The sequence below is a fragment of the Arthrobacter sp. 260 genome, from assembly GCF_013116745.1.
Lineage (GTDB): Bacteria > Actinomycetota > Actinomycetes > Actinomycetales > Micrococcaceae > Arthrobacter_D.
In genome coordinates, this window is record NZ_JABFOE010000022.1 from 20,529 (window position 1) to 46,059 (window position 25,531).

26 protein-coding genes and 3 tRNA genes are annotated in these 25,531 nt (G+C 63.8%); 11 read left to right on the forward strand and 18 right to left on the reverse strand.

The features are described 5' to 3' along the window. Positions 1-98 precede the first annotated feature (98 nt). The 9 genes from HMI57_RS17705 to HMI57_RS17745 all read right to left on the reverse strand — a co-directional run bounded on the left by HMI57_RS17705 (position 99) and on the right by HMI57_RS17745 (position 7,757). Entirely contained in the window at positions 99-665 is a 567-nt protein-coding gene (locus tag HMI57_RS17705) for a type 1 glutamine amidotransferase domain-containing protein (RefSeq protein ID WP_171587317.1), read from the reverse strand. A gap of 145 nt (positions 666-810) precedes the next feature. Further along, the gene (locus tag HMI57_RS17710) at positions 811-1,146 is read right to left on the reverse strand and encodes a VOC family protein (protein ID WP_228721205.1); all 336 of its coding nucleotides are present in this window, start codon (positions 1,144-1,146) and stop codon (positions 811-813) included. Positions 1,147-1,403: 257 nt separating this feature from the next. After that, positions 1,404-1,477: transfer RNA gene (locus HMI57_RS17715), tRNA-Met, on the reverse strand. 58 nt (positions 1,478-1,535) lie between these two features. Continuing rightward, positions 1,536-1,607 (reverse strand) — tRNA-Thr (locus HMI57_RS17720). A gap of 129 nt (positions 1,608-1,736) precedes the next feature. Continuing rightward, positions 1,737-3,662, reverse strand: a complete 1,926-nt coding sequence (locus tag HMI57_RS17725; RefSeq protein ID WP_171587340.1) for a DEAD/DEAH box helicase — start codon at positions 3,660-3,662, stop codon at positions 1,737-1,739. Positions 3,663-4,064: 402 nt separating this feature from the next. Further along, entirely contained in the window at positions 4,065-4,709 is a 645-nt protein-coding gene (locus HMI57_RS17730) for an MOSC domain-containing protein (protein WP_171587318.1), read from the reverse strand. A gap of 21 nt (positions 4,710-4,730) precedes the next feature. Beyond that, entirely contained in the window at positions 4,731-5,402 is a 672-nt protein-coding gene (locus HMI57_RS17735) for a response regulator (RefSeq protein ID WP_171587341.1), read from the reverse strand. A 37-nt stretch (positions 5,403-5,439) separates the two neighbouring features. Next, positions 5,440-6,963 carry a DUF4118 domain-containing protein gene (locus tag HMI57_RS17740; protein WP_171587319.1) on the reverse strand — a complete coding sequence of 508 codons (1,524 nt, stop codon included), beginning with the start codon at positions 6,961-6,963 and terminating at the stop codon, positions 5,440-5,442. Positions 6,964-7,004: 41 nt separating this feature from the next. Next, the gene (locus HMI57_RS17745) at positions 7,005-7,757 is read right to left on the reverse strand and encodes an SDR family oxidoreductase (protein WP_171587320.1); all 753 of its coding nucleotides are present in this window, start codon (positions 7,755-7,757) and stop codon (positions 7,005-7,007) included. Positions 7,758-7,891: 134 nt separating this feature from the next. Here HMI57_RS17745 and HMI57_RS17750 point away from each other — a divergent pair, with 134 nt between their 5' ends. After that, positions 7,892-9,067, forward strand: a complete 1,176-nt coding sequence (locus HMI57_RS17750) for an amidohydrolase (protein ID WP_171587321.1) — start codon at positions 7,892-7,894, stop codon at positions 9,065-9,067. Between the two features lies 1 nt (position 9,068). Beyond that, a complete protein-coding gene (locus HMI57_RS17755; protein WP_171587322.1) occupies positions 9,069-9,518 on the forward strand; it encodes a hypothetical protein in 450 nt (149 codons plus the stop codon). A gap of 54 nt (positions 9,519-9,572) precedes the next feature. Here the strand turns inward: HMI57_RS17755 and HMI57_RS17760 are convergent, their stop codons facing one another. After that, entirely contained in the window at positions 9,573-10,730 is a 1,158-nt protein-coding gene (locus HMI57_RS17760) for a cystathionine gamma-synthase (protein WP_171587323.1), read from the reverse strand. Positions 10,731-10,750: 20 nt separating this feature from the next. Further along, positions 10,751-12,127, reverse strand: a complete 1,377-nt coding sequence (locus HMI57_RS17765) for a cystathionine beta-synthase (protein ID WP_171587324.1) — start codon at positions 12,125-12,127, stop codon at positions 10,751-10,753. A 97-nt stretch (positions 12,128-12,224) separates the two neighbouring features. Here HMI57_RS17765 and HMI57_RS17770 point away from each other — a divergent pair, with 97 nt between their 5' ends. From HMI57_RS17770 to HMI57_RS17780, 3 genes are all read left to right on the forward strand, one after another. After that, the gene (locus tag HMI57_RS17770) at positions 12,225-13,385 is read left to right on the forward strand and encodes an SLC13 family permease (RefSeq protein WP_171587325.1); all 1,161 of its coding nucleotides are present in this window, start codon (positions 12,225-12,227) and stop codon (positions 13,383-13,385) included. 144 nt (positions 13,386-13,529) lie between these two features. After that, positions 13,530-14,519: a 3-methyladenine DNA glycosylase gene (locus tag HMI57_RS17775; RefSeq protein WP_171587326.1), complete on the forward strand. Its 990-nt coding sequence runs from the start codon at positions 13,530-13,532 to the stop codon at positions 14,517-14,519. Between the two features lie 10 nt (positions 14,520-14,529). Next, positions 14,530-14,811 (forward strand): antibiotic biosynthesis monooxygenase, encoded by a 282-nt coding sequence (locus HMI57_RS17780; protein ID WP_171587327.1) that lies wholly within the window; start codon positions 14,530-14,532, stop codon positions 14,809-14,811. A gap of 84 nt (positions 14,812-14,895) precedes the next feature. On the opposite strand, the gene trxA is transcribed toward HMI57_RS17780, so the two are convergent. From trxA to HMI57_RS17795, 3 genes are all read right to left on the reverse strand, one after another. After that, entirely contained in the window at positions 14,896-15,330 is a 435-nt protein-coding gene (gene trxA / locus HMI57_RS17785; RefSeq protein ID WP_171587328.1) for a thioredoxin, read from the reverse strand. Positions 15,331-15,433: 103 nt separating this feature from the next. Beyond that, a complete protein-coding gene (locus tag HMI57_RS17790) occupies positions 15,434-16,363 on the reverse strand; it encodes an alpha/beta hydrolase (protein ID WP_171587329.1) in 930 nt (309 codons plus the stop codon). A gap of 34 nt (positions 16,364-16,397) precedes the next feature. Then, positions 16,398-16,739 carry a helix-turn-helix domain-containing protein gene (locus tag HMI57_RS17795; RefSeq protein ID WP_171587330.1) on the reverse strand — a complete coding sequence of 114 codons (342 nt, stop codon included), beginning with the start codon at positions 16,737-16,739 and terminating at the stop codon, positions 16,398-16,400. Positions 16,740-16,820: 81 nt separating this feature from the next. Between HMI57_RS17795 and HMI57_RS17800 the strand changes: the two genes are divergently transcribed. Next, positions 16,821-17,480 (forward strand): NAD(P)H-dependent oxidoreductase, encoded by a 660-nt coding sequence (locus HMI57_RS17800; RefSeq protein WP_171587331.1) that lies wholly within the window; start codon positions 16,821-16,823, stop codon positions 17,478-17,480. A gap of 82 nt (positions 17,481-17,562) precedes the next feature. Here the strand turns inward: HMI57_RS17800 and HMI57_RS17805 are convergent, their stop codons facing one another. The 4 genes from HMI57_RS17805 to HMI57_RS17820 form a co-directional block, all read right to left on the reverse strand. Then, a complete protein-coding gene (locus HMI57_RS17805) occupies positions 17,563-18,813 on the reverse strand; it encodes a hypothetical protein (protein ID WP_171587332.1) in 1,251 nt (416 codons plus the stop codon). A 909-nt stretch (positions 18,814-19,722) separates the two neighbouring features. Then, the gene (locus HMI57_RS17810) at positions 19,723-20,436 is read right to left on the reverse strand and encodes a DUF6270 domain-containing protein (protein ID WP_171587333.1); all 714 of its coding nucleotides are present in this window, start codon (positions 20,434-20,436) and stop codon (positions 19,723-19,725) included. Positions 20,437-20,789: 353 nt separating this feature from the next. After that, positions 20,790-20,871 (reverse strand) — tRNA-Tyr (locus HMI57_RS17815). Positions 20,872-20,975: 104 nt separating this feature from the next. After that, the gene (locus HMI57_RS17820) at positions 20,976-21,266 is read right to left on the reverse strand and encodes a hypothetical protein (protein ID WP_171587334.1); all 291 of its coding nucleotides are present in this window, start codon (positions 21,264-21,266) and stop codon (positions 20,976-20,978) included. A 164-nt stretch (positions 21,267-21,430) separates the two neighbouring features. Between HMI57_RS17820 and HMI57_RS17825 the strand changes: the two genes are divergently transcribed. From HMI57_RS17825 to HMI57_RS17845, 5 genes are all read left to right on the forward strand, one after another. After that, positions 21,431-21,919, forward strand: coding sequence for a YajQ family cyclic di-GMP-binding protein (locus HMI57_RS17825; protein ID WP_019484312.1), 489 nt, complete (start codon positions 21,431-21,433; stop codon positions 21,917-21,919). A gap of 206 nt (positions 21,920-22,125) precedes the next feature. After that, positions 22,126-22,551, forward strand: coding sequence for a nuclear transport factor 2 family protein (locus tag HMI57_RS17830; RefSeq protein WP_171587335.1), 426 nt, complete (start codon positions 22,126-22,128; stop codon positions 22,549-22,551). A 4-nt stretch (positions 22,552-22,555) separates the two neighbouring features. Beyond that, entirely contained in the window at positions 22,556-23,992 is a 1,437-nt protein-coding gene (locus HMI57_RS17835; RefSeq protein ID WP_171587336.1) for a cytosine permease, read from the forward strand. Beyond that, positions 23,979-24,647 (forward strand): cyclase family protein, encoded by a 669-nt coding sequence (locus HMI57_RS17840; RefSeq protein ID WP_171587337.1) that lies wholly within the window; start codon positions 23,979-23,981, stop codon positions 24,645-24,647. Before HMI57_RS17835 ends, HMI57_RS17840 begins: the two co-directional genes overlap by 14 nt. Before the next feature lie 152 nt (positions 24,648-24,799). Then, positions 24,800-25,027 (forward strand): hypothetical protein, encoded by a 228-nt coding sequence (locus HMI57_RS17845; protein ID WP_171587338.1) that lies wholly within the window; start codon positions 24,800-24,802, stop codon positions 25,025-25,027. Positions 25,028-25,531: the final 504 nt, after the last annotated feature.

The following is a 25,531-nucleotide window of genomic DNA, read 5'->3' on the forward strand; positions in this document are numbered from 1 at the left end:
TCCACTGTAGACATGAGGGGTGCCGGCCGTGCCCGGACATGCTGAAGGACCGGCGGGTTCCCACCGGTCCTTCAGTCGAAAGCTGCGTAAGGGTAGACCTAGGCGGTCTGGCCCTCGTGCTCGCCCTCAGCGATCTCTTCGAGCATCTTGTCGTTGAAGGCGGGGAGGTCATCCGGGGTGCGGCTGGTGACGAAGCCCTGGTCGGTGACCACTTCGTCGTCGATCCAGTTGGCGCCCGCGTTGCGGAGGTCGGTCTGCAGCGTGTGGTACGAGGTCAGGTCGCGGCCGCTGACCACTCCAGCATCAACGAGGAGCCACGGTGCGTGGCAGATCGCTGCGACCGGCTTGTGCTGGGCGAAGAACGCACGGGCGAACTCCTGGGCGTCCTTGTCGACGCGGAGGTGGTCCGCGTTGACGACGCCGCCAGGCAGAACGAGTGCGTGGAAGTCATCAGCCGAGGCGTCGGCAACTGACAGGTCAATGGTGAAGGTGTCACCCTTGTCCGTGCCGTTGAAGCCCTGCAGCGTGCCGCTGCCGGGTGCAACAAGGACGGGTTCGCCACCAGCCTGCTTGACGGCATCCCAGGGGCTGGTGAGCTCAATCTGCTCCACGCCGTCGGTGAGCAGGAATGCGACTTTTTTACCGGAAAGGTTATGGGGGGACATGGTTCCTCCTATGTTCAGAACGTCGATGTCGTACTCATTAACCCTATGAAGACTGGGGATAATAAGCAACCTGTCTAACTGTTCCTGGCCCCGGGTCACCGTCATCCGGCGGCCCGGAGGGCAGGCCAAGGGGCAACGGGTGTCGCTACTGCGTCCGCGAGGCCAGCCTCTCCAGGTAGTGCGGGTTGTGCATGACGCCGAGGACGTTACCGAACGGATCGACCACCGACGCTGTCGCGAAGCCGGCCTCACGCTCGGTCACTGGCTCATACTCGGTGGCTCCCATTGCGAGCAGCTTCTCCACGGTGCCCCGCAGGTCATCGACGTGCCAGAACATCACCGCGCCCCCGGGTGGGTTCGCAGCTCCGCCTGGGGCGTAGCGGCGGTCAATGAGGCCCAGCTCAGCCTCATCGTCGCCGACCCTGAATTCCAGGTAGGCCGGCGGTGCGGGGGGGTGGGGGGAAGGCGTAGTACGGCTCAATGCCCAGCAGTGCGGTGTACCAGTCCCTGGCCGCCGCCAGGTCGTCGGAGTAGAAGCTGATGGTGGCGAATCCTCGAAACATCCGGTGCTCCCTCGGGTTGGGCGGGTTCCCGCCGTGAACAGCACCATGATGCTTGCCTGCACACTTGTTGGCTACCACCCCGGGCCCGGCGAGCACCGCACCATGCCCCAGGATGTCGTCCGGGACAGCAAAAAACCCCCAGAATCACCAGGATTCCGGGGGTTTTTAGTTTCTGTAGCGGTGCCGGGACTCGATCCCGGGACCTCACGATTATGAGTCGTGCGCTCTAACCAGCTGAGCTACACCGCCACAAATGAGTGTGCCCGCAGCCGGGCCATCTGGCCTGCTTACGGGACTCCCATTTGAGAGCCCCCCACCGGAATCGATCCGGTGACCTCGTTCTTACCAAGAACGCGCTCTACCACTGAGCTAGGGGGGCAACAGCAAAAAACTTTACCAGCTTCTGCCATCAAGGCGAAATCAGGATCCGGCCGCTGTGGCCGGGTGCTGATTCCACCGTCGGATCCCTGTGTTATCAGGGATCCGACGGGGTCATTCAGTTATAAAATTACCACTTTTCGCGGCGTCCACCGGCACCCGCACCGGCGCCCTTACCGTGACGTTCCTTACGGTCCCCGCCGACGCTGTGTCCGCCGGAGCGGAAGCCGCCGTCGGTGCCACGGTCCTTGTTGAAGCCGCCACCCTCGCCTTCACGCTTCTTGAACGGCTTCTTGAAGCCGTCGCGGTCGCCTGAGGGCTTGCGGCCCTTGTCCAGTTCGAGGTGGATCAGCTCACCGCCGATGCGCGTCTTGGACAGGGCACGCCACTGGTCCTTCGACAGATCAGCGGGCAGTTCCACGAGGGTGTGATCGGCGCGGATATCGATGCCGCCGATCTGCGCGGAGGACAGGCCTCCCTCGTTGGCGATAGCGCCAACGATTGAGCCCGGCATGACCCGCTGGCGACGTCCCACCGCGATGCGGTAGGTGGCGTTGCCCTCGGTGAGGCTGCGTGTCGGTCCGCGTGAGCCGAAGCCATCCTTGCGTCCCGCAGCGCGTTCCTTCTGCCCTGCCGGTGCTACCGGGATGTCCTTGACGAGGATCGGGTTGCCGCCCTGTGCCATGACGGCGAGGGCTGCGGCGATCTCGTTGGCGGGCACATTGTGCTCGGTCTCGTAGCTGGTGATCAGGTCACGGAAGATTGAGACATCCTCGGTGGCCAGGGTCTCGGTGATCCGCTCGGCGAACTTGTTCATCCGCAACGCGTTGACCGCGTCGGAGGATGGCAGGTGCATCTGCTCGACGGGCTGGCGGGTGGCCTTCTCGATCGAACGCAGCAGGTACTTCTCCCGCGGCGTGATGAAAAGGATCGCGTCGCCCGAACGGCCCGCGCGGCCGGTACGGCCGATACGGTGGACGTAGGACTCGGTGTCGTGAGGAATGTCGTAGTTGACCACGAGCGAGATGCGCTCGACGTCGAGCCCGCGGGCCGCAACGTCGGTGGCCACAAGAATGTCGAACTTGCCGTCGCGGAGACCTTCAATGGTCCGCTCACGCTGCTGCTGAGGAATGTCACCGTTGATTGCTGCGGCCTGGAAGCCCCGTGAACGCAACTTGTCCGCCAGGTCTTCGGTCGCCATCTTGGTGCGCACGAACGCGATGATCCCGTCGAAGTCTTCGACCTCGAGGATGCGCGTCAGGGCGTCCAGCTTGTGCGGGCCCATGACCTGCAGGAAGCGCTGGCGCGTGTTGGTGCCGGTCGAGGTTTTGCCCTTGACAGTGATTTCGGCAGGGTTGTTGAGGTACTTCGACGCAATGCGGCGAATGGCGCTAGGCATCGTTGCCGAGAACAGCGCCACCTGCTTGTCGTCAGGTGTACCGGAAAGAATCTGCTCGACGTCGTCGGCAAAGCCCATCCGGAGCATTTCGTCAGCCTCGTCCAGTACCAGGTACTGGAGGTTGGACAGGTCGAGTGAACCCTTGGAGATGTGGTCGATCACGCGACCCGGGGTGCCCACAACCACCTGTGCGCCGCGGCGCAGGCCAGCGAGCTGGGGACCGTAGGGTGCTCCACCGTAAACGGGCAGCACAGTGAAGTTGTCGATGTGCTTGGCGTAGGAGGCGAATGCCTCGGCCACCTGCAGCGCCAGTTCGCGGGTTGGTGCGAGCACCAGGATCTGCGTGAACTTGCTGGGGCCGTTGAGGTCGGCAAGCTCGGCCATCCGGGACAGCGCGGGGATAGCGAATGCTGCTGTCTTACCGGTACCTGTCTGCGCCAGGCCGACGACGTCGCGCCCTTCCAGCAGCACCGGAATGGTGGCGGACTGGATGGGTGATGGCTTTTCGTAGCCGACATCGCTCAGGGCCGCGAGAACGCGGCCATCAAGGCCAAAGTCGGTGAACTTGATTTCGTCTGCCTCGGGAGCTTCGACGTTCTGAGGAGCGTCGACGGCGTCAGGAGCAATGACGTTTTCGGGAGTGGTGTTTTCAGGCATGGAGGGATTGACCTTCAGGTAGATGCCGGACAGCTGGAACATAAGGGAAATTCCAGCCCATGAACATAGAAATCCGGCACTGTTTCAATCCCGCGGCAGGACTTCGCGTCATAACTGGTGGCCGCTATCTCAGCGGTCTGTATGACGTTTTCTTCTAGCCGGCGCTCCCTGATGAATCTGCCCGCATGCTTACTCTGCGAGCCCCAACACAACCTATCCAGCCCAGCAAAATGGGCGGAATTTTAAGGGAATACCGGTGTGGGGGATGTTTCAAGTGTACTGCATGGCATTACTGGCCGGCACCCATCGGGACGCCGACAGGGCGTGAGCCTGCGCACATACCCGTGTGACGCGACGGGCCGGGGTCTACCCCGAGGTCTGTTTCTACCCCGAGGTCGGTGGCTATGCCCGGCGCAGGATCGCCGCGACCACCTTGTGAATCTCCGGGCTGAGCGTCACACCCTGTTTCTCTGCGGCGAGGAGCCGGCGGGCCGCCTCGGCGTCGAGTCCGGCAAACACATCGTGACCCGTGATGCCGTGTTCCGGGCGGTCCACCACTGTGACCGTGTCTCCCGCCTGGATCTGACCCTTGCTGATCACCCGAAGGTAGGTGCCAACCCGGTTCTCCTCGGCGAACCGCTTCACCCAGCGTGGCTCCTTGAGGAAGCGAGCGAAGTTGCCGCAGGGGGTGCGCGGCGCTGTCACTTCGAGGAGGACGTCCTCCCCCACCTGCCAGCGTTCGCCGATGACTGCGCGGCTGGCGTCGATGCCGTCCACCCTGAGGTTCTCCCCGAATTTGCCGGGGCTCATGTCCCGCCTGAGTTCGGCGTCCCAGTAGTCGGCGTCCTGCTGGGAATAGGCGTACAGGGCCTTGGACTCGCCGCCGTGGTGTTTCCGGCTGGCCTGGATGTCACCGGTGAGCCCCAGCTTGTGAACGTTGACCGGCCCGTCGACGGCGCGCTTGTCGATGGCGGTGACCCCGGTTGAGTCCTGCGTGGGCAGCAGGGCGTGGACACGGCATACGGCGAGCAGGCAACCTGTTGTCATAGCGTCCATCCTAGGGATTCTCTACGGTTCAAAGCGGTACCCCATGCCGCTTTCGGTGATGAAATACCGGGGTTGGGTGGGGTCCGGTTCGAGTTTCTTCCGCAGCTGGTTCAGGTAGACCCGCAGGTACTGCAGCTCCTTGGCGTAGGCGGGACCCCAGACCTCCAGCAGCAACTGTCCCTGCGTGATCAGCCGGCCCGGGTGGGCGACCAGCTGGTCGATGATCTTCCACTCGGTGGGTGTCAGCCGTACTTCGGTGGTGCCGCGGAACGCTTGCCGCGCACCGGTGTCGAGGGTGAAATCAGCGGTCCGCACCACTGGGGCGGCGGGTGCCACGGCCCGACGGCTGGCTGCACGGAGTCTCGCCAGCAGTTCGTCCAGGCCGAAGGGCTTGGTCACATAGTCGTCGGCACCGGCGTCGAGGGCGTCGACGACGTCGTCGGATCCATGGCGCGCTGACAACACGATGATCGGGGTCTGCGTCCACTTCCGCAGCGCGGTGATCACGTCCATGCCGTCCATATCCGGCAGGCCCAGGTCGAGCACGACGATCTCCGGGCGGTGCTCAACTGCCACGGCAAGCGCCGTCGCCCCATCGACAGCGGTGATCGGCCGGTAGCCGTGGGCACGGAGGTTGATCTGCAGGGCGCGGAGGAGCAGCGGCTCGTCGTCGACAATCAGCACCGTGGTCATGGCGACCCGGTCCGGGTGGTCGTGCAAGGGTGACCCGTCATCGCGTCACCATTCCCGAGTTGCCGGGTTCGCCGTCATGAACTCCTGTTGCCAGCGGCAGCCGGATGCGCAGGGTCAGCCCGCCGCCCGGCGTCGCCTCGGCGACGAGCTGTCCGCCCATCACCTCGGTGAAGCCCTTCGCGACGGCGAGGCCCAGGCCCACTCCTGCGCCGGCGGGTGCATCGCTGGCGCGCTGGAACGGCTGGAAGATGGTGTCGGCGTCGTCGGCGGAGACTCCCCTTCCGTGGTCGACCACCCGCAGTTCACCGGCCGGGACCCCGTCGTCGACGTGACCCACAATCCCTTCAACCGACCCGCTGATGACAATGTCCTCCCCGCCGGCGTACTTGTCGGCGTTCTCGACCAGGTTGGCGATGACGCGTTCCAGCATGCCGGGGTCGGCGACGACCGGCGGCAGGTTCCCGGGGATCTCCACCCGGACCCGCTGCGGCGGGAGTCCGACCAGGGCGCCTGGGAGCACATCGGCCCAGTGCACGGCACGGAGGTGCGGTGTCACGGCGTCACCCGTCAACCGGGACATGTCCAGCAGGTTGTTGATCAGGGCGTCCAGCCGGTCAGAGTAGTCCTCGATGGTTTCGAGGAGTTCCTTTTGTTCGTCGACGGGGAGCTGGACCGCCTCGTGGCGCAGGCTGCTGACGGCGAGCTTGATGCCCGCCAGGGGCGTCCGCAGGTCATGCGATACTGCCCGCAGGATTGCCGTCCGCATGACGTTGCCTTCGGTCAGGCGGCGGTTGGCCTGGGAGCTGACCACCAGTTCCTGGCGTTGCCGCATCGCGGTGAGCTGGGAACCGAAGGCGGTGAGCAGGCTCCGCTCCCTCGCGTTCAGGGTCCTGCCGTAAAGGGCCAGGACCAGCCCGTCGGGGAGATCCTCCGTGGCGTCGGCAGCGTACAGGTCGTTGATTGGGGCGCCCGGGGAATCGTCCCCCCGCGACGGGCCGCCCGGGGAGGCATCACCGGCGGCGATATCGCTGGCGATCAGTGCCGGTGGGGATCCGCCCGGAGCGTCCCGGTTGAACAGCCCCACTGCGTTGACCTGGAAGTGGGTGCGGACGTGGGCGAGAAAGCCCTGCAGGGTGTCCTCGGCGGCCAGCACGCCGCGGGCCAGTTCTCCAAGGGTCGCGGCTTCTGCGGTCGCTGCGGCGGCCTCCCGTGAGCGGCGGGCGGCCAGGCCCACCACCAGTGACACTGCGACCGCCACGGCAATGAAAATGACCAGGGTGAGAAGATTCTGCGGGTCGGTGATCTCCAGCGAACCGACCGGGGCGGTCGAGTAGTAGTTCAGGACCAGGGTGCTGAAGACGGCGGCCAGCAGCGCGGGCCACAGACCACCCACCAGCGCGACGGCGATCACGCCCGCCAGCTGCACCAGCACATCGACGGCGAGGAAGTCGCTGCCCACGGTGAACATTCCCCATTCGAGGACGGGCGGGAGCACCAGTGCCAGGACGAACCCGGCACCCACACGGGCGGGGCCCAGGTTGCTCACGAAGGTAGAGGCCATGCCAGCATTCTGTCAGTGTAGGCGGTGGTTGGGGTCAATTATCAGGCGGAGAACCCGCCGTCGGCCTTGATCAGCTGGCCGTTGACCCAGCGACCGTCCTGGGATAGCAGGAACGCCACGACGCCGCCGATGTCCGCTGGTGTGCCGAGCCGACCGGTGGGCTGGTGGGCAATTCCGGCCCGCCGGATCTCGTCGGTCATCCAGCCGGTGTCGACCGGTCCCGGGTTCAGGGCATTGGAGCTGATGCCGCGGTCGCCGAGTTCCCGTGCTGCGGCGATCACTATCCGGTCCAGGGCCCCTTTCGAGGCACCGTAGGGAAGGTTGCCGGCCGTGTGGTCGCTGGTGAGGGCGACGATCGCTCCCCCGCCGTCGTTGCACTGCAGGGCGAACGCGTTGATGAGTTGCCAGGAAGCCCGGACGTTGACAGCGAAATGCCTGTCGAAGCTTTTCAGGGAGGTGGTGAGGAGCCCGGAGTCGACGCTTTCGGTGTGGGAGAGCACGAGGCTGCTGAGGGTGCCCAGTTCGGTCCGGGCGGCAGCGACGAGTTCCCCGGGCGTCTTGGGATCCTCGAGGTCCCCGGGCAGCGCGACGACCCGTGACCCGATGGCCTCCAGCTCCCGGATCAGCTCCTGCACCTCGGACGCCGGATTGGTGGTCCCGTTGACCCGCTGGTCGTAGGGGTGCCAATAGCCCAGGGCCAGATCCCAGCCGTCGGCGGCGAGGCGCCGGGCAATCCCCGCACCCAGCCCCACCGTTCGTCCAACCCCGGTAATGAGTGCGGATTTGCGTGCCATTGCCTGTTGTCCTTTCCTTGCCCGATCGGATTTCAGTCTAGGTGGCGCCTGGTCGTGCCCCGGAAGCTGACCCCTCGCAGGGCGAAGACGGTAGGTTGGAGATCACAACATTCCCTGTCGAAAGGTCACCACACATGACTGTCACAGCCATCATCAACGCCCACGTTGTCCCCATCGAGGGCACGCCCTTCGACGGGTCGGTGCTCCTGGAGGACGGCAAGATCGCGGCGCTCGGCGCCGACATCACCATCCCCGAGGGCGCCGAGATCCACGACGCCGCGGGCCAGTGGCTGTTGCCAGGTCTCATCGACGCCCACGTGCACCTCGGCACCCATGAGGAAGGCGAAGGGTGGGCCGGCGATGACACCAACGAGATGACTGACCCCGTCACCGCTGGCGTCCGTGCTATCGACGCCGTGAACCCGTACGACCCCGGGTTCGACGACGCCCTGGCCGGCGGTATCACTGCCGTGAACGTCAACCCGGGGTCGGGCAACCCCATCGGCGGTCTCGCCGTTGCCATCCACACCCACGGCCGCTACATCGAAGAGATGGTGCTCCGCTCCCCCAGCGGCCTGAAGTCAGCCCTCGGCGAGAACCCCAAGCGGGTCTACGGCGACAAAAAGCAGACCCCTTCCACCCGGTTGGGTACCGCAATGATCATCCGCAAGGCATTCATGGATGCGCAGAACTACATGGGCAAGGCCGACGAGTTCGCCCGCGATCCAAAGCTTGAGGCTCTCGCCATGGTGCTGCGGCGGGAAATCCCGTGGCGCCAGCACGCCCACCGCGCCGACGATATCGCCACCGCGATCCGGCTCGCCGACGAGTTCGGGTACGAACTCGTCCTGGACCACGGGACCGAGGCCCACCTGCTGGCCGATGTGATCGCCGAACGGGGTATCCCGGTGCTGATCGGCCCGCTGTTCACCACCAAGTCCAAGGTGGAGCTCCGGGGACGCTCCATCGCCAACCCGGGCAAGCTGGCGGCGGCCGGCGTCGAGATCTCCATCATCACCGACCACCCGGTCATCCCGATCAACTTCCTGATCCACCAGGCGACCTTCGCCATCAAGGAGGGCCTCGACCGCGAGACGGCGCTGCGTTCGATCACGATCAACCCGGCAAAGGTGCTGGGGCTGGCCGACCGGATGGGTTCGCTTGAGGTGGGCAAAGACGCCGACGTCGTGCTCTGGAGCGGAGACCCGCTGGACGTCATGCAGCGGGCCCTGACCGTGTGGATCGGCGGACGGGCCGTGTACACGTACGACGACGAGACGCGGGCCGGCGTCGTCGTCCCCCGCGGCTAGCATGACCCGTCCCCCGCGGGTGACCCGGCCGCCACTGCCGTGGACGCTGAAGCTGGCCGTGCTGGTGTGGCTGGTGGTGGCGGTCCTGTTTCTGGTGGCGGCCGGCTCGTTCCTTGGGTCCGCCCAGCTGCAGGAGCAGGACCGTGCGGGCCTGGTGGGGCTCGGCGTCGTGCTCGGGGTGCTGGCAATGCTGCAGTTCGTCCTGGTGTTCCGGCTGCGGCGGGGCAAGCGCAGTGCGCGGGAGTTGCTCACCACCATCGGGATCATCGTCGGGCTTCCGGTGCTGCTGCGCGGTACCCCGGGGCTCTCGATAGTGGCAGTGGTAATGCTGCTGGCGATCGTGCCCCTGTGGCTGCCGCCCAGCGCAGAATGGTTCGCGAAGGTGGACCCGAAGCCGGAGAACAAGTACCGGCGGCTCATTCGCAGGACGCTGAGCCCCTTCAAGAAATAGCCGCATACACGAAAGCGCCCGCAGTCGTCGACTGCGGGCGCTTTTCTGTGTGTTCTAGAGGGCCGTGAACGCCTGTTCCAGGTCGGCGATCAGATCCTGCACATCCTCGATGCCGACGGAGAGCCTGATCAGGTTCTCCGGAACCGCGAGGTCAGTGCCAGCCACCGAGGCGTGGGTCATGGCGGACGGGTAGTTCATCAGCGACTCGATGCCGCCGAGCGATTCGGCCAGGGTGAACACGTGGGTGGACTCGGCCACCTTCCGGGCAGCAGCCTCTCCGCCGAGGAACGACACGGAAATCATGCCGCCGAAATCCTTCATCTGGGCTGCGGCGAGATCGTGTCCGGGGTGCCCTGCCAGGCCCGGGTAGAAGACCTGCTCCACCTCGGGACGGCCCTGCAGCCACTCGGCGATCGCCCGGGCGTTGGAGCTGTGACGGTCCATCCTGACGCCCAGGGTCTTGAGCCCACGAGTGGTCAGCCAGGCTTCCATCGGGGCCGAGACGGCGCCGACGGCGAACTGGATAAAGCCCACCTTCTCGGCGATCTCCTCGTTGCTGGTGATCACTGCACCGCCGCTGGCGTCCGAGTGCCCGCCAATGTACTTGGTGGTGGAATGGACGACGACGTCGGCCCCGAACGAGAGCGGCTGCTGCAGGTACGGCGTCGCGAAGGTGTTGTCGACCACGAGGATGGCGCCGGCGTCGTGCGCGATGGTGGCGATGGCTGCGATGTCCGAGATCTTCATCATCGGGTTCGACGGCGTCTCGACCCACACCATGGCGGTGTTGTCGCCGACGGCGGCCTTGACGGCGTCGAGGTCCGACATGTCCACTGCGGCGTTACTGATGCCCCACGGTGAGAGCACCCGGTCGATCAGGCGGTAGGTGCCGCCGTAGACGTCATTGCCCATGACGATCCGGTCGCCGGGCGCCAGCAGCGCACGGATCAGGGAATCCTCGGCAGCGAGACCTGACGAGAAGCTGAACCCGTGGGTTGCCCCTTCGAGCGCGGCGAGCTGGGTCTGCAGCGAGTCACGGGTCGGGTTGGTGCCGCGGCCGTACTCGTAGCCGTTGCGCAGCTGGCCAATCCCGTCCTGGGCGAACGTGGTGGTCTGGTACAGCGGGGGGATGACGGAGCCCGTGGTGGGATCCGGCGTCTGGCCGGCGTGGATGGCCCGGGTGTTGAAGCCCTGGTTCTCGTTGTGCGTCATGGTGCTCCTTAGAGGGGAAGTCAGATACTCATATACGTCAGCAAGTCATGGCGCGTCAGAATTCCCACAGGTGACCCAACGAACGTCACCATCAGCGTGTCGCTGTCCACCAGACGCTCCCGTGCGGTGGCCACCGACTCCAGTGAACCGATCAGAGCCAGCTTGTCGTTCATGTGCAGGGAGATCTTGTCGGTGAGCTTAGCTTCGCCGTGGAAGAGCTTGTCGGTGAGCAGACGTTCGTCGACCGAGCCCAGCACCTCACCCATCTTGACCGGGGGTTCCTGTGACAGGACCGGGATGTTGGAGACACCGTACTCGTTCATGATGTGGATGACGTCGCGCACCGTTTCGGTGGGGTGGGTGTGCACCAGGTCCGGCATGTTGCCGTTCTTGGAGCGCAGGATCTCGCCGACCGTCGCCTCGTCGCCGCTTTCCATGAAGCCGTACGACTTCATCCAGTCGTCGCTGAAGATCTTGCCGAGGTAGCCGCGGCCGCCGTCGGGGAGGAGGACGACGACGACGTCGTCGGCCGTCAGGTCCTTGGCCACCCGCAGCGCGGCCACCACAGCCATGCCGCACGAACCGCCAACCAGGAGGCCTTCCTCACGGGCGAGGCGGCGGGTCATGGCGAAGCTTTCGGCGTCGGTGACCGCGAGGATGTCGTCGGCGACGGTCTTGTCGTAGGCGTCGGGCCACATGTCCTCGCCTACACCCTCGACGAAGTAGGGGCGTCCGGTGCCACCGGAGTAGATGGAGCCCTCTGGGTCGGCGCCGATCACGCGCACCGGGCCGCTGGGGCGGTCTGCTGATACGTCCTTGAGGTAGCGGCCGGTGCCGCTGATGGTGCCGCCGGTGCCGACGCCGGTGACGAAGTGGGTGATCTTGCCCTCGGTGTCATTCCAGATTTCGGGACCGGTGGTCTCGTAGTGGCTGCGTGGACCGTTGGGGTTGGAGAACTGGTCCGGCTTGAACGCGCCGGGGATCTCGCGGGTGAGGCGGTCGGAGACGCCGTAGTAGGACTGTGGGCTGTCCGGCGCCACGGCGGTCGGAGTGACCACCACCTCGGCGCCGTAGGCGGCCAGGACGTTGCGCTTGTCCTCGCCCACCTTGTCCGGGACCACAAAAACACACCGGTAGCCACGCTGCTGGGCAACGAGCGCCAGCCCGACGCCGGTGTTTCCCGAGGTCGGTTCGACGATGGTGCCGCCGGGCTTGAGCTTGCCCTCGGCTTCGGCAGCGTCGATGATCTTGACGGCAATACGGTCCTTGACCGAGCCGCCGGGGTTCAGGTATTCCACCTTCGCCAGGACGGTTGCGGCAATTCCCTCGGTCACGCTGTTCAGTTTGACCAGCGGTGTGTTGCCGATCAGGTCCACTACGGAGTTCGCATACTTCATACCTATAAAGTTACCGCGAAGTACTCTTGTTCCCGGACGGCGCTGACCCGCCGGACACCCCAATCGGCCTCGGCCACCGGTGAGAAAGGCTACCCGTATGCGCCGTTACCTGCTGCCCGCCCTGCTGCCGGGCGCAGCTGTGCTGGTGGTGGTGTCCGGAATCCTTCCCCTCGCCGGTCTGGCCGAACTGTGGGAACGGGTCTGGCACATATTGCTGTTTGTGACGGCCATGACGGTGGTCACCGAGTTGTTGTTCGCTGCCGGAGTCTTTGAACGTCTCACCACGTTCATCTCCCGGTGGGGCCGTGGCAGCGTGCGGCTGCTGTGGCTGCTGGTGGTCGGGCTGGCGGTCCTGAGTACAGTGTTCCTGTCCCTGGACACCACCGCCGTGCTGATCACCCCGCTGGTGGTGCTGCTCGCCCGGCATGCAGGGCTGCCGCCGCTGCCGTTCGCGTTGACGGTGGTGTGGCTGGCGAACACCGCATCCCTGCTGTTGCCGGTATCCAATCTGACCAATCTCCTGGCGCAGCAGGAGATCGGGTACACGCCCTGGGAGTTTGTGCAGCTGCTGTGGGCTCCGGCTGCCGTGGGGATCCTGGTGCCGTGCCTGCTGTTGGCTCTACTGTTCCGCGGCCCGCTCCGTGCCCGCTACCTCCGGCAGCCCGGCACGCCAGCTGAGGACCGCTTCCTGCTGGGGGCTGGCTCCCTGGTGTTGGTGCTGCTGCTTCCGGCGTTGGTCAGTGGCCTGCCGGTGGTGATTCCGGCGGCCGTCGCGGGACTGTTGTTGATCGGCGTGTTCGCGGCCCGGAGCCCGGCGACGCTCAGCTTCCGGCTGGTCCCGTGGCAGCCGCTGCTGCTGGCCATGAGCCTGTTTGTGCTGGTGGAGGCTGGACATGCCCAGGGCCTCAGCGACGCACTCCAACCCGTTGCCGGAACCGGCGAGTCCCTGCCGGACCTTCTGCAGCTGGCGGCCGCCGGCACCTTCGGGGCGAACGCGGTGAACAACCTGCCCGCCTACCTCGCCCTTGAACCGGCTGCCGACTCCCCCGTCCGGTTGGCTGCCCTGCTCATCGGGGTGAACCTCGGCCCCCTCATCTCCCCGTGGGCGTCCCTGGCGACGCTGCTCTGGGCCGACCGGTTGCGGGGCCTGGGCGTGCCCGTCTCCTGGCCCGGCTTCGCCGTCGCCGGTCTGGTGGTGGTGGCGCTGACGGTGCCGCTGGCCGTCGTCGCGCTGTGGCTTGCATCAGGGATGCCCTAGGCGGTTCCGTTTGAACCCGAACACCGAATTCGAGAGCAACCTGGACATCCGATAGCGCCAGCTCCCGCTCTGATGTCCAGCTTGCTCCGCGCTGTCCAGGTTGCTCACCAGATTGATGTCAGTCAGGCGTGACACCATTGTCGTATGACCGTTTCTGTCCGCAAGGATGCCGTGGCTGGGCCTGGTGCCGGGCCCGGCCACTCGCTGGTGTGGGAGCCCGAAGCCCCGTACAACCTCGTGCGTACAGTGGGGACGCTGCAGTGCGGTGCTCATGATCCGGCGTTCATCCACCACCTGGGTGGCATCTGGTTGGCTTTTCGGAATGACGACGGCGCCGCCACGCTCCGGCTGGAACAGCGCGGAGCGTTGAACAGTGCCCGTGTTCACGCGACCGCCTGGGGCCCTGGGGCGTCCGCCGCGATCGAGTCAGTGCCTGCCCTGCTCGGCGCCGACGACGACTGGGGTCCCTTCGACAGCCCCGGGTTCCAGGAATCCCTGCCCGAGCTCGCCCGGAAAGGCAGGTATCTCAACCCCGGGTTACGGCTGCCGTCCACGGGCCGGATGCTGGACGCCGTCGCGCGCGTCATCCTGGAGCAGAAGGTGACGGGTATCGAGGCGAAGCGGGCGTGGCGCTGGCTGCTGGTGCGGCACGGCGACGAGGCGTTCCGGCCCCCGGGGGCACCCGCTGGCCTACGGTTGCCGCCTACCGCTGCCCAGTGGCGGCGGGTCCCGTCCTGGGACTGGCACCGGGCGGGCGTAGATGCCCACCGGTCGGAGACCATTCTGAAGGCCGCGTCACTGGCCTCGGGACTGGAGCGCCTGGCGGCCGTCCCGTCAGCCCGCCAGGTCACCGCCGCGCTGTGTTCGGTGCCGGGCATTGGCCAGTGGACGGCCGCTGAAGTCCTGCAGCGCACGCACGGGTGCCCCGATTCGATCTCGGTGGGTGACTATCATCTGGCGGCCTTCGTGGGGGCGGCTCTGACGGGTCGCCGGACCGACGACGCCGGGATGCTTGAGCTGTTGGCTCCCTGGAACGGAAATCGGCAGCGGGTGGTGCGAATGCTGTATTCGAGTGGGTTCCGCAAACCCACCTATGGCCCGCGGCTTGCACCCGAGGATCACCGCCACCGGTAGGCTGACTGTCATGAGTGAACCACTTGACGTAACTGCGGTATTTCTTCCCAACCCAGGCGAGGTTTTCCGGGTGAAACTGGCCCTGGACATCGCCATCGAGCAGGTGGTCAACGAGCCGGGGTGCATCCGCTACGAGATCACCGACGTGGCAGAGGACCGGATCATCCTGACGGAACGCTGGGAGTCCGAGGAACTGCTGGAAAAGCATTCACGCGGCTCAGCGGTGCAGGATCTCAACGAGTCGCTCAGCGGCCTGTTGTCCGAGCCGGTGCAGATCACCAAGAGCAACTAACCAGATACTGACGCACGCGAAACCCCCGACCCTCGGACGAGGATCGGGGGTTTCGTTTGGTCTAGCTGGTGCCTGAGGCGAAGACTAGTTGGTCTTCTGCTCGTCCTGCACCGGGGCGTCCGCTGCCGGAGCTTCGGCTGGCGTGCCCGCCTGAGCGGCTGCCTGCTGCTGCGCTACTTGCTCGTGGACCTCTTTCATGTCGAGGCCCTTGACTGCATCAACCAGCTCGCCGAACTGGGTGGCGTTCATCGCGCCGGGCTGGGAAAACACCAGCACCTTTTCGCGGAAAGCCATCAGGGTGGGGATTGAGGTGATCCCGGCTGCTGCGGCGAGGGACTGCTCGGCCTCGGTGTCCACCTTCGCGAAGGTGATGTCGTCGTGCTTCTGCGAAACGGCGTCGTACACGGGAGCAAACTGCTTGCACGGGCCACACCATTCAGCCCAGAAGTCGACGAACACAATGTCGTTCGTTTCGATGGTCTCGGGGAAAGTTGCCTCGGTTACTTCAATAGTTGCCATGTCTTTAACGCTAACGAGTTTGACCGCAGATGTCTCCCCGTGTTCGCTCTCAATGAAGATGGGCCGGCGATTGTCCCATCGTTCCTGGGGGCCAAAGCGGTCCCTAACGGGGGAACAGGGCGCTCTGGAGGGCCGCCGCCTGGGCACGCCAGAAGGTTCTGGAGACAGGTTTATTGGAGAACAGGGCGTCGAAACCGTGGAAGGCCCCGTCGACAATTTCCAGCTCGCAGGGCACCCCCGCCGCCCGAAGCTTAGCGGCGTAAGCGATGTCTTCGTCATGGAAAAGGTCAAGGGTTCCGACGCCGATCCAGGCGGGCGGCAGCCCGGTCAGGTCCTCCCTCCGTGCCGGAGCTGCGTAGGGCGACACTCCTGGGCTACCCGGTACCTGGGTCAGGTAGGAGGTCCAGCCGAAGCGGTTGCTCCGTGGCGTCCAGACCCGCATGTTGCCGGGCTCCAGGTCCTCCCTCGTGACGGTGCGGTCGTCGATCATGGGGTAGACCAGGAGCTGAAAGGCTGGCCGGATCTCTCCGCGGTCGTGAGCCAGGAGGACAAGCCCGGCTGCGAGACCGCCGCCAGCACTCTGCCCGCCAATAGCGATACGACCCGGGTCAATCCCGCGATCCTCGGCATGGGCAACGAGCCAGGCCAGGGCCGCATAGGCGTCCTCGAGGGCTGCGGGTGCCTTGTGCTCCGGCGACAGGCGGTACTCGACCGAAGCGACGGTGATTCCTAGGGTGCGGGCGAAGGCGAAGTTGGTGGCGTCGTCCTGACTGTTGCTACCGATCACCATTCCACCACCATGCAGCCAGAGGATCGCCGGAGCGTTTCCCCGCAGCGTCTTTGGGCGGATCACTCTCAGTCCCACGTCGGGCGCTCCAGCCGGGCCGGGAACCAGGAGGTCGTCGATGAGTAGATCCTCAGGAGCTTCGGACGGCTCCCGTCGGGCCCGCTTGGCGAGCCCCGCGAGTCGCGGTCCGACTGAGACGCGGGGAATCCATCGTCCAAGGGCGAGGTCCTGATGAAATGCACTCATGCTCTGGAGCCTTTCGAGGGATGACGACGGGCGGTCAGGGCTTATGGGCTACCACAAGGTTCGCCGAGGCCCACTGACCGAGCTGGTGCAGGATGGGCAGCAGACGCTCCCCTCCGGGTGTCAGCGCGTAGCTGACGGCGACGGGCGGACCGGGATCCACGGTCCGGGTGAGCAGCGAGACGTCGGTGAGTTCGGTCAGGCGGTCCGCAAGCATGGCGTCACTGATCCCGTTCACTGTGCGGCGCAGAACGGCGAAAGACAGCGGCCCAGCGCTGAGCGCATCGATGATCATGCCGTTCCAACGCTTGCCCAGAACGGAGAAGGCAAGACCAACCGCGGCGTCACAGACATGCAGGTCGCTCGCTTCAGTTGCCATACCGCCATCATATCGTGCTAACTTTCAATGAGTCACTCTGAAAATAAGAGTGACTCTAGAAAATTGCTTAGAGGAGCTCTCATGACTTTGTTCCGCCTGGATGCCAGCATCATGCCCGCTACTTCCGCCAGCCGCGCACTCGGCGACCTGGTAGAGGAGCAGTGGGCTTCAGCCCACCCCGAGTCAACGGTCGTCCGCCGGGTACTGGCCAACGACCCTGTCCCGGCAACTGCCTGGCAGGAGGCAGTGACTGCCGGTTTCATGCCCGGCGGCGATCTGTCCGAGGCGCAGCGTGAAGGGACCACCCTCGCTGCGGCGCTTGCCGACGAGCTGATTGAGGCCGACGCGCTGCTGTTCACGGTCCCCCTCTACAACTTCGGGGTCTCACAGCACTTCAAAACCTGGTTCGACGTCGCCTACACCGACCCGCGGATCGGCGTCGCCGGTTCGGCCCTGCAGGGCAAGCCCGCCGTGCTCGTGACCACGCAGGGTGGCAACTACGATCCAGGCACGCCCAAAGAAGGCTGGGACCACTCGACCGCATGGCTGCGCCGGGTGCTTGCAGACGTATGGGGGCTGGACCTTCGTGTAGTGCAGCGTCAGTTCACCCTGGTTGGGGTCAACCCTGCACTCGATGCCTTCGCCGACCAGGCCGCTGCCATGAAGTCCGACGCCGAGGATGCCGCCCGGACCGCGGGCCGCGAAATCTCCGGGCTGCGGGATCCACAGCCGGTCGCCTAATCGATTACCTCGGTCCGCCCGGGCAGCGCCGGAAAGTAGTTCGCCGGGATATCCATCGATATGCCGGCGAACTACCTCTGACTTATCCCTCGTAGTACCACAGCAGCGAGTTGTACAAGTAGTAGACGGACCGGATTGGTCCACGGCTTTTCAAACCTGGTCGCATCAAGCGGTTTAGCACCACCCAATCGAAATGTGGCTCAAGTTCTTTCCTGCCGATTCCGTCGATCAGCTGTTTGCACTGGCTTTGCACGAGGTCCAGTCCCGCTACCTGCGCAGCGGACGCCCGGATTGAGTTGGCGAAGTCAACCTGTTCCGTCGTCGGTAGCGGTAGTCCGCTTCCCGAGGAGCCTGTAACCATGTTGGTTCGGCCGTCCCAGGGGAGTGTGCCAGCGGAGGGGAGACTTTTTTCATCCTGCGCTCCTCGAAGTGCAAGGAAGCGGTCGCTGAAGCGGGGGAAATCAAACTCCCAGTTGCGCAGCCCCGGGGACATTGATTCCATCAGGTCGAATCCGGCCACATTTGTTGCTCGGTCCTGCAGAGGCAGGGATAAGCCCCAATGGGCGCCCAGAGGCGTGTACAGGGGATCGAACCTAGGCACAGTGCGGCTAACCGTTGACGAGATTAACCCCACGTAGTAGCGATTCCGGACCGTAAGGAAGAGCCCGTCCATTAGCGCGTCATCGTTGAACCCGCTAGCGGCCAATTGTTCGTATTTCGCGCTGATCCGCGAGCTGATGTCCCGGTGAAGTCCTGGGCTCGACAGGCGTTGTCCGGCGTCACCGAAGGCCAAGTTCCCCCAGATTTGTCGGAGTAGCTCTGGCCCGAACTTGATTTTTGTTGGGTCGATCCGTGAACCATAATGCGAGCGGAGCAGACCACCGTATCCCCCGCTCAGAATTACCGATCCACCCTCCGGTTCCTTCATTCCCAGGCTGGGACCTGTAGGCATCAATCCGGAAACCATTTGGGTGGTAGCCAGGGTTCGCTCGCGATGATTCATTGGTTCGAGTTCCACATCGAATCCAGGATGCCTCGTGGGCGTCAGTCCGTATTGCCTCACCAGTCCATCCGAGACAACCCGGTCGGTTGAATTGTCGGGACCGCTGCAAAAGAAGCTGAAGCGGTCTGCCACTCCTGCGTGGAGGATGGCGGAAAGCATGAGCCGGGTGTCAGCTCCACCAGTGAGGTGAGCAATCCGATACTCTGCCGGTGCCTCCGCGGCCGCGACCACATTGTCAAGAATCTCTGTTCGGGTCTGCGCAAGAAGTTCCTCATACGTGGCCTGCCCGACGTCGGGCCGCTCGTAAGCCATAAACTCTTGGGCGTCCATCGAAAGCCTCAGTAGGCGCCCTTGCGGCACTACATCCACTCCCTCGTAACTGGTGGGATAGTACCCACCATGGCCCACGACCAGGGTCGATAGCAGATACGGCATTGATTTCTGCAGTGTTGTCCCCAACCGCGCGACCACCTCAAGAAGGCTATTGAGATCGTTGGACACCACGGTCGTTGACCCGTCGCGCCATATGAAGACGAAAGCACTGCCGAGGGGATCCGGGGTCACATATAAGGATCGAGTGGATGGCTCCCACAGCACGGCGCAAACCGCGCCCCGCAGGGCCGCTCCGATAGCCGATGGGGTTGCGGAAGGATGCTCGGACAACCATGCATCCAGATCCCTGGGCTCCCTCAAGAATCTGGTACCGATAGCTCCGGCTCCGGAGAGTGCGACGACACCAACGCCAGGGCCGCGCTCCCGGATAGGCAGAATTGATTCTCCAACTATCGAAAGACTCTTTCCAAGCTTCATGGCACCGGGAATTTTGGAAGAATCAATCCCCTGCACGACAGTCCAAGATTTCATACCCGTTACTCCCGGTGAATTGGGCCACGCGAACATCCGGGCCGTCTCTAATGATTAGACAGAATCCAAGGGAGGCGTGGCCGACCGACCACCCCGAAAAGATGTGCTGCATCTTTGAGGCTATGACACCCTCAGCGGCTGGACAAAACGCAGTGCTGCAATGGTTATGAATAATGCGGCCCCGCCTAACCAGCTAAGAGCAGGAAAGTAGCCCACCTGGATATTGGCGAAGATCCGGGCGGACTGCTTTCCCGTTTTATCGGCGGTGTGGAAGATACTGGATTCGAGCCAGAAAAGGCGAAACCCGCTGAATTTAAAGGCATTTCAACGCTTGGCTTCGCCCTCTTCCGGCTGATTCGCTGCTGGGTATCTTTTTCAGAGGACGGCTTCTACTTGATTTCGGATCCACTGATACGCGGGTGGGGCATAGTGATAGGCGGCAGGACCCCATTTATGCGACGCGGTGGACAAAGCCAGCTCCCCCGGCATGTCGACGACGTTCACTTCCAGCTCTCGCAGGTGATCGGCGAAGGTTTGGAATGTCGTATTGGCTACCGAAGGTGAGACTCGCTCGTCCGGAACCAACCTACCTTCATCTGTCATATGCGCCCACGGTGTATTGATAACAAGGACCTGGAAGGGCATGGCTTGGATGCGGGCAAAAAGGTTCGTCGCCGCACGCATCCACACCTGAGTATGGCGATCCGTTCCGAAATCGAACCTCACCGGCTTATCCGGGAGCAGGTCCAGACGCTTGGTTCGCATTAGCTCTTTTGATCGTGTCACAAACGATTTATCAGCGAGCCGCGCCACCCCTAAACGTTCGTCCGTTAGATCGACAAGCAATAGGTCGGTACGGGCGGCATTCCGGCGAAGTGTCGGCAGAAGGTTCGACTGGAGATCCCCGGACATGGACCGGTTCTGGAAGTTAGACTCCAGATTGATCCCATCCGGGAGTGTTGTTGGTCGGGCCATTGCACTGATCATTGACTGGCGGGGAACATATCCGGTGAGGCTGTATTCGTCGCTGAATGTGTTGTAAGCGTCGCGGGATACGCAGCTTCCGTAGATCAGTATGTTTTTCCCCATCCCGAGAGCCTATCTGAGGTTGGTTATTGCAGGGCGCATTCCGGAAACCGCCAACAAACTCGATGCCTAGTAGGTGCTGCAGTTGAGGGTGCACCTTGAGCGTCAGATTTAGACATCTTGGCGACCATGTCGAGGGCAGGGGCGTGCCAGCAGCCAGATCATTGAAGACACTTACACCCACTGGTTGGCGATACTGCACCGTCAGCAGCCGGGTGCGCAGCAGGGATCAGGGTACCGCGAACAGGTGAGGCACCGCCGGTGTGCTCACAAGCGCGTTCCCTGGGCAAAAAAGTAGCCCGCCCGGATCTTGGCGAAGATCCTGGCGGGCTACTCTCCCGGTATACCGGCGTTTGTGGCAGATACTGGATTCGAACCAGTGAAGGCGTTGCCAGCTGATTTACAGTCAGCCCCCTTTGGCCGCTCGGGTAATCTGCCAAACGTCCTCATATATGAGGTTTGCCCACGGTAACCGCGGGCAAGACAACTTTACAGAAAATCGGGGCAAGAATCGAATCGCCTCCGCAGCGACCCCTTTACGCCTAGAGTCCGGCGTTCACGCGGCGTTCAATCTGGGCATAGAAGGCATCCGCTTGGCTCGTCGTCACCAAGCCAAGGGCGACAGCGTTATCCATTTCGGATCGCACCCCTGCCAGCCGCTCGGCGCTGGCTGACGCCTCGTAGGTGGCCTCGACCGACGACGACGCCCCGGCCGCCACCGTCGGCATTGCCGACAGGCCGGTGATCGACACCGCCGAAGATGCAGCGAGGAATGTTCCGGCCACCGCATGCCGGACTCGAACCTGGTACCGGACACGCGGTTTGCTCGTCATGGCTCTCTCCTGATGGTTGATCGCTGGAGTCAAGACTTTCACCGGGTTTTGTGAGTGGACATCGGACTTCCTGTGGATCGGCTGTGAGTCTTGGCCACAAGCCGATCCGGGGAGAACCGATTAGGCTGGGAGCAGTTCCTTCTCACTACCCCTTAGGAGACATTGTGGCGAGCGAATCCACTTTCGATGTTGTTAGCAAAGTAGACAAACAGGAGGTTGCCAACGCGCTGCACCAGGCGCAGAAGGAGATCGTCCAGCGCTACGATTTCAAGGGCATCGGCGCTGAGGTGGACTTCAGCGGCGAGATGATCCTGATGAAAGCCAACTCGGAGGAGCGCGTCCTGGCGGTCCTCGATGTGCTGCAGTCCAAGATGATCAAGCGCGGCATCTCCCTGAAGTCCCTCGATACCGGCGAGCCCTATGCCTCAGGCAAGGAGTTTCGCCTGGAAACGACCATCAAAGAGGGCATCGCCCAGGACGTGGCGAAGAAGATCAACAAGCTGATCCGTGACGAGGCACCCAAGGGCGTCAAGTCCACCATCCAGGGTGACGAGCTGCGTGTCAGCTCAAAGTCGCGCGACGACTTGCAGGCCACCATGGCACTGTTGAAGAACTTCGACGAAGCCGATCTGCAGTTCGTCAACATGCGCTAAGCCATACTCCACGGTGGCGTTCCCCAGGCGGGAACGCCACCTTTTTTGTGTCATTTTGCATCCGCTTTCGCCTCTGCAGCAGTAACTTGGGTAAACCCTTTGACATTGTTAGCTGTGTCACTCAAACTTTGTTGAAAACAAAAGTTGTCTGTGAGGCTACAAGACGAGTTCGCCGTCGTCGATCATTCGAATAAGGACCACACCCTATGACCGATCACACTGGTCTGACCCGGGACGACGTTGAGGCGGCTGCCTCGCGCGTCGTTACGGCATTTTCCCAGACAGACACCGAAGCGTACTTCGCGGCTTTCAGTGAGGACGCTACCTTCATCTTCCACACTGAGGCCAAGCGCCTTCCCCGCCGCAAGGACTACGAAGAGTTGTGGGATTCGTGGCTTGCGGAGGGCTGGCGGGTGACCGACTGCGTGAGCAGCAACCCCGCGATCCAGCTCCTCGGGGATAGCGCCGTGTTCAGCCACGATGTGATGACCACCATCAACACGGGTGAAACGACCCTCGAGCGCGAGACCATCATCTTCCACCGGAACGCCACCGGCACGGTGCATGCTGTTCACGAACACCTCTCACCACTCCCAGCAGTTGCCCCCTCCGACTCCCCCGAAATCAGGTAGCACCATGACGACCTCCGAACGCACCGGCCCCTCGTCCGGGTCAGCCTTCTCCCGGCTATCCGACCACCTTGAGAAGAACTCGGAGGGCTTCGGCCCGATCCGGGGGACCCTCGGCGCCGGGCGGATGGGCATGATCTGGCTGGCCGCCAACCTGGTGGTCACCACGCTACTCACCGGAACACTCTTTGTCCCCGGCGTGAGCTGGCCGCTCGCCGTCGGACTCATCATCCTCGGCACACTGATTGGCGGCGCGGTCCTTGTGCTCGTCGGCAACATGGGCACTCGCACCGGCCTTCCCACCATGTCCCTGACCAAGGGCTCATTCGGGCTCCGCGGTTCGTTCCTTCCGGTCGCCGCCAACGTGGTGATCCTGATGGGCTGGAGCTGGGTACAGGCGATGCTGGCGGGCGTCACAGTGAATTTCCTCGTGGAGCAAGCAACCGGGTTCTCCAACCCCATCCTGTTCTCAGTGCTGTGCCAGCTGCTGGTCGTGTGCCTGGCGATCTTCGGCCACGCCGGCATTGCCCGGGTTGAGCCTTGGCTCGCTCTGGTGATTCTCGCCTTCATGGCCTACATCTTCGTCAACGCGTTCACTGCCTTCGCGCCGTCGGACTTCGCTGCTCTGCCAGCCGACCCCGAAGCTGGCTGGTCAGGGGTGGCAGTGCTCGACGTCGTCATCGCCACCGCCATTTCGTGGACGGTCCTGTCGGCCGAATTCAACCGCCTGGCGAAGTCGCAGGCAGCGGGCATGATCGGCTCAGGCATCGGCTACACCCTGTCCACGGTGCTCGCGATGGTGCTCGGCGCCACCACCGTGGCGTACCTGGTGCTCGACGGCGGCGAGGCTGTGGCGTTTGATCCCACCGCGATTGTTGCTGCCTTTGGAACACCGCTCGCGGTAGTCATCTTCCTGTCGGTGATGGCGACCAACACCATGGTGGTGTACGGAATGGTCTCCTCCGTGGTGAACATGGTTCCGTCCAGCAAGGTCAAGTTCCTCCCGACGGCGCTGGTCCTCGGCGCGATCTCCATCATTGGCTCCACCTGGTTGGCGCTGCTGGATCAATTCACCTCCTTCCTGGTGCTCATCGGATCCCTGTTCATCCCAGTGTTCGCGGTCATGCTGGTGGACTACTACATCGTCCGCAAACGCCACTACAACAAGGACATCCTGCGCGGATCCGGTGGTGATTACTGGTACTTCAAGGGCGTCAATCTGGCAGCAGTGGCTGTGTGGGTAATCGGTGCCACAGCGTCATTGATCCTGACGTATTCAGTGCCGAGCCCTATCGGGGCAACCATCCCCACCTTCATCATCTCCGCCGGCCTGTACCTGTTGTGGGCGATTGCGGCTCGACGGATCGTTTCCGGGACGCCCAACCACTCACACCTCAGCGATAGCGCTCCCGAAACCGACGACCTCCGCCATGCGGGTCGTTGATCTCTCGCATCCCATTGTTTCCGGGATGCAGGTGTTCCCGGGCGATCCCGAGGTGACCATCACCATCGCCGCCCACCTCGCGGCCGATGGGTTCCAGGTTGCAGAAGTCCATGCGGGCACCCACACGGGAACCCACTTGGACGCTCCACTCCACACGGTGGAGGGCGGCGCTTCGGTGGACGAGATCAACCTTGAGCGGCTGGTTGGACCCGCCCGGATCGTCCGGCTTCCCGCCGTCGGTCCGGGTCACACCTTCGGCTGGGACGACGTCGAGGCTCAGCTCGCGGAACTTGGATCAGTTGCGATGGTGTTGTTTCAGACGGGCTGGTCGGAGCATTTCGGCACTGAGCTGTATCTGCGCCATCCAGCGTTCGACGGCGACATCGCCCGCCGTCTCCTGGATCGAGGCGTCTCGGTGGTCGGCGTCGATACCCTCAACCCGGATCCGACCGACCTGTCGGGGGCGGAGGTCGATCTGCCGTTCCACCGGGAGCTGCTGGGTGCCGATGGCGTGATCATCGAGAACCTGACCAACCTGGGCTCGGTCGACTGGGCCGATCCGTGGGTCACGGTGTTGCCGTTGCCCTTCCTCGGGATGGACGGGTCACCCGTCCGTGCTGTCGCCATGCAGGTGGATACTCCAGCCGGGGAGTGACATCCGGCGGGGTCCGGCGGGGTCCGGCCTGGTCCCGCGGGGTCCGGCCTGTCCGGACCCCGCCGGATCTTGCCGCTCAGCAAGGTTCGGCCTGGAACGTGCCGCAGTAGCGAACCCTAGTTAGATGGGAAACGCACCGATAGGCTCGGGGTATGACGGGAACCCAGCTCACCAGAGCCTCATCGCGGGAGGCAATCATTCAAGGTTTCAGTGCCCTGGCGCTCGGTGTACTGGCTGTCGTTTCGTTTCTCTACGCAGACGCCTGGCACCTTGTTCTCGGCGCAGTGGTGCTCGCAGCCGCGACCGCCGTGTGTGCGGCATGTTGTGCACTCGCGCTTCGTCGCGATCGCGTGGCCCCGAGCCCACCCGCTGAGGCGTGAGATCTGGCAGGTCCCGTCTTTTTTGAGCCGCCACATCTCGCCTCTGGGCTGCACTCCAATCTCTGAGCACCCCGGTTTCTGTCGATGCCACGGTGCCAAGTAGTTCCGTGGCCTTATGCCTGCAGGTTCTGCCACGGACTCAGACAGGGCTTCCCTCGGCTCGTGTTGAGGGCTCCTTCGGACGTTGGTGTCGCGGATTTAGGGACTCCAGTGGCCTCGGATTGGTGGTTCCGTCGGGGCTTGAGGCAGGGCTTTCGCCACGGCCTCGGGTTAGTGATGCCGTCGAGCCCCGGGACCGCATGTTTAGGGGCTCCGTTGGCGTCGGGTTAGGGGTTCCTTCGGGGGTTGGGACCAAGCCACAGGCCACTGAATGCCGGCGATCTGAGCACCATCCTGGCCCCGAAAATTAGTGGAAAAAGTTTCTTGAGCATCTCTGATCTGCCCCTTATTTTGATGCTCCTATAGGTGTCAATGGTCGTTGAGCCAGTTTGTGTAGTGCTGGTG